Annotated in this window: 9 protein-coding genes; all 9 read right to left on the bottom strand. The window is 29.3% G+C overall.

Annotated elements, in window-relative coordinates:
- The gene (gene treR, locus E5347_RS01355) at window positions 1-705 is read right to left on the bottom strand and encodes a trehalose operon repressor (RefSeq protein WP_136003818.1); all 705 of its coding nucleotides are present in this window, start codon (window positions 703-705) and stop codon (window positions 1-3) included.
- 202 nt (window positions 706-907) lie between these two features.
- Complete coding sequence (gene treC / locus E5347_RS01350) at window positions 908-2,575, bottom strand: alpha,alpha-phosphotrehalase (protein ID WP_136003816.1); 1,668 nt, start codon at window positions 2,573-2,575, stop codon at window positions 908-910.
- Between the two features lie 24 nt (window positions 2,576-2,599).
- On the bottom strand, window positions 2,600-4,021 hold the full coding sequence (treP, locus tag E5347_RS01345; RefSeq protein ID WP_136003814.1) for a PTS system trehalose-specific EIIBC component: 1,422 nt from the start codon (window positions 4,019-4,021) through the stop codon (window positions 2,600-2,602).
- 205 nt (window positions 4,022-4,226) lie between these two features.
- Window positions 4,227-5,855 carry a glycoside hydrolase family 13 protein gene (locus E5347_RS01340; RefSeq protein ID WP_136003812.1) on the bottom strand — a complete coding sequence of 543 codons (1,629 nt, stop codon included), beginning with the start codon at window positions 5,853-5,855 and terminating at the stop codon, window positions 4,227-4,229.
- Between the two features lie 246 nt (window positions 5,856-6,101).
- Window positions 6,102-7,976: a carbohydrate-binding domain-containing protein gene (locus tag E5347_RS01335; protein ID WP_136003810.1), complete on the bottom strand. Its 1,875-nt coding sequence runs from the start codon at window positions 7,974-7,976 to the stop codon at window positions 6,102-6,104.
- Between the two features lie 178 nt (window positions 7,977-8,154).
- Window positions 8,155-12,102, bottom strand: coding sequence for a sialidase domain-containing protein (locus tag E5347_RS01330; RefSeq protein ID WP_136003808.1), 3,948 nt, complete (start codon window positions 12,100-12,102; stop codon window positions 8,155-8,157).
- Window positions 12,103-12,402: 300 nt separating this feature from the next.
- A complete protein-coding gene (locus E5347_RS01325) occupies window positions 12,403-12,681 on the bottom strand; it encodes a hypothetical protein (RefSeq protein WP_136003806.1) in 279 nt (92 codons plus the stop codon).
- Between the two features lie 64 nt (window positions 12,682-12,745).
- Window positions 12,746-13,288: a hypothetical protein gene (locus E5347_RS01320; protein ID WP_136003804.1), complete on the bottom strand. Its 543-nt coding sequence runs from the start codon at window positions 13,286-13,288 to the stop codon at window positions 12,746-12,748.
- The gene (locus tag E5347_RS01315; RefSeq protein WP_136003802.1) at window positions 13,288-14,175 is read right to left on the bottom strand and encodes a hypothetical protein; all 888 of its coding nucleotides are present in this window, start codon (window positions 14,173-14,175) and stop codon (window positions 13,288-13,290) included. Before E5347_RS01315 ends, E5347_RS01320 begins: the two co-directional genes overlap by 1 nt.
- Between the last annotated feature and the right edge of the window lie 30 nt (window positions 14,176-14,205).

Raw genomic sequence — 14,205 nt, 5'->3', positions numbered from 1 at the left:
TTAACGTCTTGCGAAATCTACAAATTTAAATTTATCTGTCCTATGTCTAGATTCTGTATATTGAAAAAGGCTTCTATCTTCTAGATATGTGTAACTCTTAACTACAACTACCATATTATCTCTTCCTAAATCTAAATACTTCTTATCTTCTTCTGTTGCTTGTTGTACAGTTATTTCCTTCTTAGCATAAGATATTTTAAGACCTAGTTCTCCTTCAATATACTTATATATTGAGTCTTTGCATACTTCTAAAGTTAGTGTAGGAACAAACCTTGCATTAAAGTAATCTTTATCTAATATAATTCTTTCTCCATCAATTTTTCTTACTCTAACTATTTTCCATACATGATCTTCATTACTTAATTCTAACTTAGCCATAGTTTTCTTACTTGGAGCCCTAAGACTTAGTTCCTCCACTGATGTAATAACTTCTTTTCCCATACTCTCAATTAACTCTTTAAAACTCCTTATTCCAGAAACAGGAAAGTTGAATTTATTTATGTCTAGTACAAATGAGCCTTTACCTTTTGACTTTTGTATATATCCATTTTGTTCTAATAAATTTAAAGATTTCCTTATAGTATCCCTTGAAACACTATACTTATCCATAAGTTGTGCTTCTGAAGGAAGCTTAGAATCTACTTCTAGATTTCCATTTTCAATATTACTAACTATCTCATTATATATTTCAATATACTTACTCATCTTCTCTCCTACTTCTTTCCTATAAATTTCATTATATAAATATATTATATTACATATATTGTTTCATTTTAAGGTTTTAAGTAGGTTTTTATAATAAAGTTATCTAATTTATATTTAAAATTTTAAATTTAAGAAAAAACTCCATTAGGAGTTTTCCCTTAAATTATTTTTAGTAACCTTCTTCAAATTACTTTTTAAATTTTTAACTATTAATTACTTTATACACTACAGATTCATAAGGTCTTAATTTAAGACTATTTATATCTAGATAACTATCTTTATAATTAGATAATAGTATCTCTACCTTTTTATTATCTAAATCTATTTCTTTAGATAAGTTAATTTCTGCACCTTCTTTATAGAAGTTATTTACAACAACTACTGATTCATTATTTAGGCTTCTTTCATAAGCATAAACTTTTTTATTATCCTTATCTAATATTCTATAATCTCCATAAGCTATTACATCTTCTTCTTTTCTAATATCAATTAGTTTTTTATAATGATAAAAAATTGAATCCTTATCTTTTAGATTATTTTCAGCATTAATTTCTTTATATCTTTTTGATACATTTATCCAAGGTGTTCCCTTAGTAAAACCAGAATTTATACTGTCATCCCACTGCATTGGAGTTCTAGAATTATCTCTAGATTTACTTTTAAGAATTTCTAGAATTTCTTCTTCTTCTTTTCCTTCTTCTTTTAAGATATTATAATAATTAATTGATTCTACGTCTCTATACTCTTCTATATCTTCAAATTCAGGATTAGTCATTCCTATTTCTTCACCTTGATAAATATAAGGAGTTCCTTTCATCAAGTGAACTGTTGTTGCAAACATCTTTGATGATTCTTTAAGATATTCATTAACCTCGCCAAATCTTGAATTTATTCTTGGCTGATCATGATTACACCAAAATAGTGCATTCCAGCCATCACCTTCTATTAATCCTCTTTGCCATGAGTTAAATAAATCTTTTAAAGCCTTAAAATCAAAATCCATTAAGGACCACTTTTCTCCATCTCTATAATCGACCTTTAAGTGATGAAAATTAAATACCATTGATAACTCTTTTTCTTCACTATTAGAGTACTTAATACAATTATCAATTGAAGTTGATGACATTTCTCCAACAGTGATAATATCTTCATATTTACCAAAAGTATTTTCATTTAATTCTTTTAAATACTTATGAATATTAGGTCCATCAGTATAAAACCTTCTTCCATCACCCTCATTATCATCTTCATATACTTCTGGCTTAGAAATAAGATTTATTACATCTAACCTAAATCCCTTAACTCCTTTTTCTATCCAAAAGTTAACTACATTATAAATTTCTTTTCTTAGATCTTCATTATCCCAATTTAAATCCGCTTGAGTAACATCAAATAAATGAAGGTAGTATTCATCAAACTTTTCTACATACTCCCAAGCACTACCACCAAATTTAGAAATCCAATTAGTTGGAGCTTCTCCATTTTTTCCTTTTTTGAAAATATAATAATTTTTATATTTTTCATCACCACTCATAGCTTTTTTAAACCACTCATGCTCAGTAGATGTATGATTGAATACCATATCTAGCATAAGATATATATCTCTATCCTTTGCCTCCTTGACTAGTTCATCAAACTCCTCCATGGTTCCATAGCGTGGATCTATGCTACAATAATCTGCTACATCATAACCATTATCTCTTTGTGGGGAGATATACACTGGGGTTAACCAAATATAATCAACCCCTAATGATTTAAGGTAGTCTAGTTTGCCTATTATCCCCTTTATATCTCCAATACCATCATTATTACTATCACTAAAAGACTTAGGATATATTTGATAAACTACACTTTTCTTAAAATCTTTCATTATTTATACACTCCATATTTTTTATTACTTTGCTGCAATTTTATTTAATTTAGTCTTTGAAAATATTATTGTTAGTACAAATGGAACTACTACTGCAATAGCCATACATAATAGATAAGGTAGCATACTATTTCCTTGCATTGAAAGTATTGCTGGTAAACCTCCAATACCTACAGAATTAGCTGTTGCAACAAATAACATTGAAACTATACCTGCTATACCTGATCCAATTAATGCTGCTAAGAATGGATAGAAGTTCTTTAAGTTAACACCGAAAATTGAAGGCTCAGTAACGCCTAAGTAAGCTGAAATACATGCTGGTACAGCAATTTGCTTTTCTTCTACACTCTTTCTCTTTAAAAATATATATCCTAAAACCGCTGATCCTTGAGCTATATTAGCTAGGGCAACTATTGGCCATACATATGTACCACCAGTTGTAGCAATTAATTGTAAATCTATTGGTAATAAAGTATGATGTAATCCAGTAATAACTAAGATTGGGTAAGCAAATCCATAAACCCCTGCAAATAACCATCCAAAAGATGAATTAAATCCTGTTTGAACTACAGTTGCAATTACATCTCCAATCTTCCAACCAATAGGTCCAAGTACTGTATGAGCTAAAAGTACAGTTGGAACTAAAGAAAGAAATGGTACAATAATCATCTGAATTGCATCAGGTGAAATTTTCTTTGCAAATCTTTCTAAATATACAAAAGTAAAGCCTACTAAGATAGCTGGGATAATTTGAGCTTGATAACCAATCATCTCAACCTTAGCAAATCCAAAATCCCAGTATGGAATGCTTTCTGCACCTGTAACTGCATATGCATTTAATAATTGAGGAGAAACAAGAGTAATACCAATAACTATACCAATCATTTGATTAGCACCCATTTTCTTAGCAACTGACCAAACAACACCTACAGGTAAGAAGTGGAATATAGCTTCACATATTAACCATAGGAAACTGTTAACACCATTCCAGAAAACTGATATTTCTACTAAAGCCTTAGTTCCTTCTTCAAAAAGCTTCATATCTCCAATTATATTTCTGAATCCTAGTAATAATCCCCCAACAATAATTGCTGGTATTAATGGTGAGAATATTTCTGAAAGATTAGCAACAACCCTTTGTACTACCGTCATATTTTGTTTAGCAGCTTCTTTTACTGAATCTTTACTTTCACCTGTTAGTCCACTTTCTGCAATAAATTCATTATAAAAAGTTGAAACTTGTGGTCCTATAATAACTTGGAATTGTCCAGCTTGTGTAAAAGTCTCCTTTACAGCTGGTAAGGCTTCTATACTTTTGACATCAGTATTTTGGGGATTTTTCAAAACAAATCTCATTCTTGTAACACAATGAGTTACAGCTGAAATATTCTCTACACCTCCTAAATATTCAATTAGTAACTTAACATCTTTATTAAATTTTCCCATTTTTATTTTTCCCTCCATAATATTTATAACAACTTGTACTTACATCTTATATATTAAATTTAACATATACGTATATGTTTTGTCAAACGTTTTCACAAATATTTTCTAAAAATAATATAAAAAATAAGAAGTATATCATTTTTAGCTTTTTGATATACTTCTCTTATTTATTTATTTATTTATTTATTTATTTCACTATAGACCATTAAAGTCTAAACATAATAGCTTCATAAGGTCTTAACTTTAACTTATTAATATTTGTACTTGAATTGCTATAGTTGCTTAATAAAATATTTGGTTCTTTATTAACTATATCTTTATAGTTGAACTCTATATTTTCACTATAGAAGTTACATACAACTAAAATCTTATCACCGTTTAATTCTCTAGTATAAGCATAGATGTCTTTATCGTCAGGATCTATAAGAGTATAGTCACCATAAATTATAACTTCATTTTCTTTTCTTAATTCTATAAGCTTTTTATAATGATAGAATATTGAGTTTTTATCCTTTAAAGCTCTTTCTACATTTATATCTTTATAATTTTCATTTATAGTAAGCCATGGCTTTCCTGTTGTAAATCCTGCATTTTCTTCTTCTGACCATTGCATTGGAGTTCTAGCATTATCTCTTCCTTTTGCATATATAGATTCCATTATTTCTTCATGCTTAAAACCTCTAGCTATCCTATCTTTATACATATTTCTTATTTCAATATCATTATATTCTTCTATTGTATCGAATTTAATATTTGTCATACCAATTTCTTCACCTTGATAGATATAAGGTGTTCCTTTTAATCCATGTAAAAGAGTAGCAAGCATCTTTGCACTTTCAACTCTATATTCTTTATCATTTCCCCATCTTGAAACTATTCTCGGAAGGTCATGGTTGTTCCAAAATAAACTATTCCACCCTTCCCCTTCAAGTTCTGTTTGCCATTTAGAAAATACTCTCTTTAAATCTCTAAGATCTAGAGGTTTTAAATCCCACTTATTTTTTCCTGGAATCTTATCTAAACTAATATGTTCAAATTGGAAAACCATACTTAACTCATTTCTATTAGGATTTGAATAAAGCTTAGCTACTTCTGGAGTTGCTCCCCAAGTTTCACCTACAGTTAACAAGTCATGTTTTCCAAAAGAATTTTTATTCATTTCTTGAAGATAATTATGAAGCATTGGCCCATTTTCCTTTATCATTTCATCTGGAACTTTACCTACTAAGTCGATAACATCCATTCTGAAACCACCAATTCCTTTATCTATCCAGAAATTCATCATCTTCCAAACTTCTTCTCGTACCTTTTCATTTTCCCAGTTAAGGTCAGGTTGCTTCTTACTAAACAAATGTAGATAATACTCACCTGAAGCCTCATCATACTCCCAAGCACTACCACTAAAAGTAGATATTAATTCATTAGGTTCCTTTCCATTAACAGGCTTTCTCCATATATAATAATCTCTATATTCATTATCTTTAGACTTCTTAGCTTCTATAAACCACTTATGTTCATCTGAAGTGTGATTTACAACTAAGTCCATAAGAATTTTTATTCCTCTTTTCTTACTTTCACTTAGAAGTATATCCATATCCTCCATAGTTCCAAACTCATCCATAATATCATAATAATCGCTAATATCATAACCATTATCATCATTTGGAGATTTATAAACAGGACTTAACCAAATAACATCTATTCCAAGATCCTTTAAATAATCAAGTTTTTCAATTATACCTTGAATATCGCCTATTCCATCACCATTACTATCTTTAAAGCTTCTTGGATAAATTTGATAAACTACTGAACTATGCCACCATTTTCTTTCCATAAAATACTCTCCTTCATACTTGTACGTATATGTTGTTTGATTACATAATAAACCTTTACATAATCATTGTCAACACTAAAGTAGTATAAGGTTGTTTAACAATTAATATTGAATAATTTATAAAATAATAAAAAACGCCCTTCAGCGCTTTTAGAATCAAATTATTTTTAATTAAGCTACCTTAAAAAGGCAGCTTAATAATTAGTAACTAATTAAAGATTGAAAATATGATTATTTACTAATAATCTAAGGTCTAGCTGGTGGCTCTCCACCTTCCATAGGTGATGGCGGAGTTCCTTGTATTTCCCCTTGACCTTCCATTCTTCCTGGCCCTTCCATTCTTCCTCCACCTGGATTGCCAAATCCACCAGCGCTTTGGCCTACAGTAGTTAATATACTAGAAACAGTAAAACTCTCCCCTTCAGTTCCTCCTGAATAATTTCCTTCACTATATAATCCATCTTCTAAAGTTCCTGTTGATTCTCCACCTGTATAAATTTTATAACTACTTCCTGTTTTAATGGTAGGTGATGATACAATCAGAGAACCTATAGATTTACTAGGTACAAAAGTTATTACTTCATTTCCACTCTCATCTTCAATATGAATAATACTATTTGCTTCAAAAGATTTATTTATATTAAATATATTTTGAGTAGATGACTCGCTTGGTGCTTGAGCCATTCCTGATGCTCCTCCTGCAATTAATAATCCACCAGTTACATCAAACTTACCGTCGTAATCTAGAGCTCCATTCCCACTGTTTTCAGGCCCGTTTACTATAACTACTCCATCTTTCATATAAATAGATCCATTTGCATCTAAACCATCACCACTAGCATCTACAATAACTCTACCACCATTAATATTTATTGAAGCATTTCCAGAAGAAGCAAAGTTATTTTGCCCTGGTCTACCATTAATTGAAGATCCATCGTTACCACCAGCTGCATTTATTCCATCATCACTAGCTACAAGCTTTATATTTCCATCATTAATATTTATTATTTCAGCCTCGATTCCTTCATAAGACTTAGTAATATAAATTTCACCTGAATTAATATCAACAGTAGAATCTCCATGAACACCATCATCTCCTGAAGAAATATTTATTACTCCTCCATTAATTTCAACATTACTATTTGAATGTATTGAATCATCTGCAGAGTCTATGTTTATATTTCCACCGTCTATTTTAACTAAATTACTTCCTTTTATTCCTTTTGCACTTGGAGTATCTTCTTCAGTAGTAGTAGAATTATTCTTATTATCCATTGGTCTTCCAAAGTTTCCTAAGGTTTCACTTTCCTTACTACTATTTTCACTTCCTCCGCCAGAATTTATAGTTATATCTCCTCCTGTTACAGTAGCATTAGTTTCAGCTTGTATCCCATCTTCTAATGAAGTTATATTTATAGTTCCACCTTCAATTAATACATATCCTTTTTCTGTATCTTCAGCATTATTAGATTTTATTCCATCTCCTGATGCATTAATATTAATATTCCCACTAGAAATTGTAACTGAATCTTTTCCTCTAAGCCCATCTGCTATTGAAGTAATATTAATATCTGCTTCTGATATTTTTAAGTCATCTTTACTAGTTATAGCATTATTAAAGTTAGAATTAACAGTTAATTTTCCTGTTCCACTTATCAATAAGTCATCCTTACTAAATATAGTAGCATTAGGCTCATCAGTAGTTTCATCTTCATAAACGTAATTTGCTCCATCAGTTACTATATTTTCACTTCCCTCTTGAAGTACTAAATAAGTGTTTTTTGAGCTCATACTACAAATTGGTGCACTATTAGATGAAGTTATATCAACACCATTTAAAACAATTCTTACATTATCCTCTTTACCAGCATTAACAACTATTTGACCATCCTTTAAAGTTCCAGTAAACCCATAGGTTCCAGCTGAGTTTATAACTACTTTACTTCCATCAACAGTAGCTCCATTTCCATCAATAGATATAGTATCGCCTAATGTAATATTCGTATCTACTTCTATAGTTTCTCCACTTATTGCAGTATTTTCATTCACATTTTTACTACATCCTACTCCAAATAAAAGTACAGAAGCTATAGATAAAATCGCTATAATTCTTTTGCTCATATTAAATCCTCCTATATTTTCTTTGAGTAAATAATAGCATTATTACCTTAAATGAATCTTAAAGAAAAAATACATTAAATATTATTTAAGTAGAAGTAAAAAATGGTATTGCAAGTTCAAAAAATCACTTTGCAATACCACTAATTTAAAAGTTTAATTTATATTCTTTTATTATACTTTATAAGTCCTTCTTATTCTTTCTTTTTCTGAAAAGACTAACCCCAGCTAAAGCAGAAATAACTCCCAATATTCCTGTTTGAACTCCACCTGTATTTGGTAGTTTTGAACCATTACTTCCCTTTCCTGTTGTGCCTGAACTACTGCTTTCACTTCCAGAAGCATCTGAACCACTACCACTACTTCCATCTCCAGAGGAAGTTCCTGATCCTGAGCCATCATCAGGTTTGGTTCCATTATCATTATTTGAAGCAACTTCATTTACAACAGTTCTTAATCTTTCAGTAGCTTCATTTACTTCTTTTTGTGTTGATTCTTCGTTATTAGATACCTTAATTGCATTCTCTAATTCAGCATTAATTCTAGCAACATCCTTTGAAGAGTATTTAGATAAATCCATATTTTTTACTTTATTTATTAAGTCATCTAGCTTAGATTTATCTGCTTTCAATCTTAATTCTAAATACGATCTTAGTAAGGTATTGTATACCTCGTCTACTTGTTCTTGAGTTGATTCTGCATTAGCTAAAATATTATTTGCATTTTCTAATTGAGCATCCATTGGTGCCCATGTTGATGGTATATATTGAGTTTCATCTAATGCAAGAATAATATCTACAAGTTTTTGTAGAGCTGACTTATTAATCTTAATAGCTTCTAAATTATCTATAGCTAATTTAAGTTTGTTAGTCGCTTCCATAACTTCATTTTCCATTGCATTTTCATCATTAAATACACTTTTAGCATTTTCAAGTTCTAATTGCATTGCTTCCCAAGATGATGAAGTATATACCTTCGGATTTAATGCTTCTGCCATGATAATAAATTGTTCTAATGCTTCTTTATCGCCTTTTTTAAACTCAAGCATATGAATAACATTGGCTAATCTCATAAAGGCTGTATTTACCTCAGCCTCACTAGCATTCTTATCTTCATAAACACCTTTAGCAAGCTCTAGAGCTTCATTGAATTCCTTCACAACAATTGGAATTACATCTTCCAATTCACCACTGACTTTTAATTTTTCTGCATAATCTATTGAGATTCTTAATGCATCTTTATTAACTTCTTCATTCTCTTCATTTCTTTCAATATTAACTACTATGTCTAAATTTTTATTTTCATTAAGAATCAGCTCATGCCCTAGGGTATTTAATATTTTAGTATTTGGATTAGCATTTAATACTACCCCATGTTCTCCGGCTTCAATATCCTCTGGAAGTGTTCCTATAAAAGTGAATTCAGTTGAATTCTCTTCTGGAACTAAAGTTAATGTAACATCTTTACCACCAATATTTACAGTTAAGTTATTGTCGCCAACTAAACTTACAGTTTGATTAAATGCTATTTTAAGTTTAATATTTTCTCCAGGAAGATATTTATTATCCTCATCAAGTATATTTACAGATTTAATTGCTGCTGGCTCAATAGAATCTGCTACATTATATTTAAGATAATCTATTCCCATTTCCATATATGACATAGATGTAGTAGGTGTACCTTCATAGAATAATCCTATATTTCCATCTGGAAGCTCAGTTAAACATGAATATGCATAATAACCTGGTTTAACAACCTTTTTATATTTCCAATCAAATGTATATTTAGGCTCACCGTTTTCATGAGTTCCATTTTGATTTATAAGTCCTACCTTAACTGTCCCATTAGATCTACTACCTGAATCAGGATTCGCAAAAATTATAGCATCTTTTCCATCAATTTTTCTACTATAATTTATAACGCTTAATTGGCAATATGGTTCTCTTAAATTTAAGTCCTCATAAACATCAGAATCCCAAGTATCACCACCATCAAAGCTAGTTGCTATTCTAACATATGCTCCAGTATTTCTCATAAACATTTTTAATTGTCCATTAGGCATTTCAACAACTTGAGATTCTGTAAGTTGAAGGCCTGAAGTCATGTGTTCTGCATCACCAAATTCACCATTTCCTAAATCTCTTCCATCATTGGCTGTTTCTCCAATATCCCAGTTTTCACCGTTATCATCACTATATATTACAGCACTTGATTGAAAACCTGATGAATTTGTTAAATATACTGGGAATACTAACCTTCCAGCATGATCACCATTCTTAACCTGCATACCAACACCAGGACCTGTTCCTAGGAATCTCATCCAATCAACTTTAACATCCTTATTTAAATCAACAGGATCACTCCAAGTAACTCCATCATCATCACTATAAATTAAACTTAAGAAACTTGTTCCTAAAACCTTTAATGGCGAAGTTGATGTCATAACATTATCTACCTTATTTTCACCTTTATAAAGATCCATATTATTTTCTGTTACTTTATATTCAGTTGGATTTCCATTAGAATCATATACTATACCATTTTCTCTTATTGTATATAGATTATTTGAACTATCATATAAGGATCTATATCTATATACAACACCATCTTTTTCTACTTCAGTATATCCAGATCCTGTTTTAGCGTTAGGGAATCCATATCCAGAGGCAAAACTTGTTACAAGTAAGAATATCCTACCTGTTACTTCGTCTTGAACCAATGATGTATCTATTGTGGATGCATTCTCTGGAAGATTTATTATTATCTTTCCCTCTTCCCATTCTCCATACTCACCATTTTCATTTAGTACTCTTCTTCTAATAGCTGTATCTATATTATTAGGCGAATCTCCCCCATGAGGTATCCTAGCATCTATAGATGATAAAATAGTCCCTTCTTTAGTAGTCATCATCGCTGGTATTCTATAATTATTTGATCCCAAATACCCTGAGTAAAATATATCCTCTGGTTCAGTTTTATAAATATGATCTGGCATTATATCTTCCTCTTTAGGTAATGCTGTTTCACCAGTTCTCTTAATTAAATAATTATCTGATACTGGCTTTCCGTAAATATCTATAAAATCTATATCTCCATTAAATATATATTCATTACCTGTAAATCTATCAGCTTTTCCTATATACGCACTATTAATACCTTGTACTGATGATAAAAAACTTGCATTACTATCAGCTACATCTAAAGCTAGGATACCGTTTACAAAAATCTTATATCCAATTCCATTTGATATTTTTAAAGCTACTGTATTAATACCATTATTTAAAGCTACATCTACATATTTATGTGCTATATTGGTTGTCCCACCTGACGTATTTCCTTCTTGTGTTTGATTCCTAAGCTCAAATCCAACTCTATTCCCACTTACATATAATGAAAAATATCCATTGTTTGTCTTATTATTACTTGCACCAAACAAGGCTTGTAAGTCTGATGAATTAGTATCAAACCTTGTAACTATAGTTCCTTCATTTAGATTTTTTAATGATTCTATATCCTTTGTTATATCAACTGTTGTAGCATTTGAGGTAATACTTTTATTATCATAACTAGACAGTTTCTCTACTTCACCAGTGGATTTATATACTTTAACTTCACCTATTGAAGCATAATTTCCTACTGCTTCTAAGGCTACTATCTTAATCTTATCTGCCGAAACTACTTCATCTAAAATGATACTTTTAGAATTATTATTCTCTTCCCATTTTCCACTAGCAATTTTAACCTCACTATCATTTTTTATTGCATAAATTTCATATTTGGTGATTATTCCATTAGAACCACTTGTTCTTGGTGAAATCTTTATGCTACTTACACTATTTGTACCTCCTAAATCTAATGTTAGACTTTGTGGAAGTTTTGCACTTCCATCCCAAGGGGTATGCCACATAGTTGCAGCATTTCCATCTATTGCATTTTGTGGTGAGTCAGATGGTTCATAAGAAGATGCACTGGCTCTCATTTTAGACTGTGGAATCTCTTCCTCCATTAATGCGGCTCTTTCTTCAATAGTATTTCCTTCAGCAAAAACATTTACAACAGTAAGTGAAGCTACTGAATTAATAGCTACCAAAGTTGCTATTAATAAAGCTGAAATCTTTTTTTTGTTCATAGTTCTATCCTCCTTAATAATATTTACATATATTGGTAATAATTCTCTTTAATTATATCATAGCGAAAACTATTTTCAAATATTTCCCATAATTTTTCCGAATATTTATTCTATATAAGAAACTTTTACTATTTAAAGTTACCTTGAGGCTAGGACTATAATATTTTTTATTTTCCTAAATCAATTTGCAAATAAATATAGCAACTCATTTAATTATGAGTTGCTACATTTATTTGCATATAAACACATTTTTAATCTATTTCTCTTATTTAATATTATACTTAATCAAAAACTTCCTCATCATTGTTTATTAGGAATTATAGGATGTACATAAACCTTATTCTTATCCTTAATAATACTATTATCTTTTTCTTTTAGCACTTCATTTAATTCTACATACGAATTATTAATAACAGATGAGTATTCATCACTTATTATATCTTCATTACTAACATCATCATTTATTCTAAGCTTTTCTAAATCTTTATTCATCCCTAATACAGTATTATCATTAAATTTTTCTTCTGACAAATTTCTAGAGTTTTTAAGTTCTAATTCATCTAATATATCTTTTTTCAAAATAACACCTCCATATACTTAATAGAAGTATTATCTGCAATTTTAAGATTTTTATTATTTTATTCTATAAAGACTCACTACGAAGTCTCCTAAAGATGAATGCCACCCACAACCAAATCACTAGCATAGGCAATGCAATAATTACGTCCATTCCTTGATTTAAAAATATATATGTTAAATTAAATATAATAATTAGAGATGAAAATATACATATATATAAGCTAGTCCTCTTATTGCAGTATAATGATATTTCTTCATTCTTATTAAAGACTTCAGAACTTCCTTTTAATAATAATGTCATAGTAATTAAATCAAGTACCAAATTAATATTAATAATAATTTGACTAATAATATTTTTGCTATTTATAACTTCATTTATAGGAGTAAAATCTAAAACAAATAACAAAATTGTAATTACAACTCTAATATTATTAAAAATCAGTGCTTTCTTAAAATACTCTTCATTACTTTCTTCTATTAATATTTTAATACCTGATGCTATTATTAATATTGCAACAAATGTTGGTAATATCTTAATACCAAATAGATTAATATTAAACAAAGTAAATAAGATTCCCAAAAATATTTTATTATATCCTCTACTCATTACAGTTCTCCTTGGCTTTTTAAATAATTATAAATATCTTTAAAATTGAAGTTAGGAGTATAAGATATATTCTGTACTTCCTTCATATACTCATTTCCATCTTTATCTTCAAAATATATATTAGGTTTAATATCATACCTACTTAATTTTCTTGAAGGATCTTCTATATTGTGAAACTGAGATGTAAAATATAAATGCTCATATTTATTGTAAACAACATCTTGCTCTTCTAAATATCCTAATTTATCAATATTAAACTCTAATAGATCTCTACTATATTCAAATAATTGAGAATATACCTTTGATACAAAAATATTATCTGTAACATAAAAAATACTTTGCGAGCTTCCATCGCTAGAACCATTCATACCAATAGAATCCAAAGGACTTTGGTTCTCCTTATACTTACTAAGAATTATTTTTCCTAAGTCAACATCCATACTTTCTCCATTATTAAAGTACACCTTTGCTTTATCTAGCTCAATAACCTCTTCTAACTTTTTATTCCTTCTTGACATATCTAAATCTACAAAAACTGTATGAATATCATAAGGTCCATAAGATTCGATATTACTATTAACTCCATTATAAAAAGTCATAAATCCACTAATATTATTCTCACTTACAATTAAATCTAAATAAGGAGCATTATCAAATATTACTGATGTTACTTGTCTTTTATCCCCCTTATTAGTAATATATTTCAATTCTAAATTATGCCCTGAAAAAGAATACATATCTTCATTTTCATAATAATTCATATCAAGATAACTTTTTAAAAATACTGGATTATCTATCTTTAGTGAAAACTTTATCCCTATTGAAATAATAAGTGAAATTATAATTAATAATATTGAAGTTTTTAGAGACTTTTTTATATCCCTCACTTTATCACCCCCAAAACATTGATAATTAAA

The organism is Clostridium sartagoforme (genome assembly GCF_004794105.1).
GTDB lineage: Bacteria > Bacillota > Clostridia > Clostridiales > Clostridiaceae > Clostridium > Clostridium sartagoforme_B.
This window is presented reverse-complemented; position numbering and strand designations above follow the sequence as displayed.